Here is a 419-nt window from a genome sequence, read left to right as displayed (position 1 = left end):
ATTGCGTGAACAAGAAGAAAGTCCAACGTATCATGCAGAAACTAGGCCTTCAGGTAACATCCTTTACTCGAAAAAGCCGTAAATACAGCTCTTATAGAGGCAAGGTAGGAACCGTGGCTCCGAATCGGATACGACGTCGTTTTAACACGACTATTCCGCACCAGAAGATTACAACCGACACCTCAGAATTCAAATATTATGAAGTAGATACACAGGGACATCTGACCCTGCACAAGCTTTATCTGGATCCTTTCCTGGACATGTTCAACAATGAAATCATCAGCTATGGAATAGCGAAACATCCTTCGGCTAAAAGCATACTGGAAGCGCAGGCTGAAGCAATCAAAATCACGGCTGATTGTCCGTATCGAAGAACGTTTCACTCCGATCAGGGCTGGGCATATCAAATGAAAGCCTAT

Annotated in this window: 1 protein-coding gene; it reads left to right on the top strand. The window is 44.2% G+C overall.

The genetic code is table 11. From position 1 onward, the window contains the following. Positions 1–419, top strand: a 419-nt coding sequence (locus ACFCTO_RS12170) for a DDE-type integrase/transposase/recombinase (protein WP_499876972.1), incomplete at both ends; no start/stop codon positions are given.

Origin of the sequence: Megasphaera indica, assembly GCF_046614755.1 — a bacterium.
Classification (GTDB): domain Bacteria; phylum Bacillota; class Negativicutes; order Veillonellales; family Megasphaeraceae; genus Megasphaera; species Megasphaera intestinihominis.
Note: the sequence above shows the minus strand (reverse complement) of the source record. Positions and strands in the feature narration are given on the sequence as shown.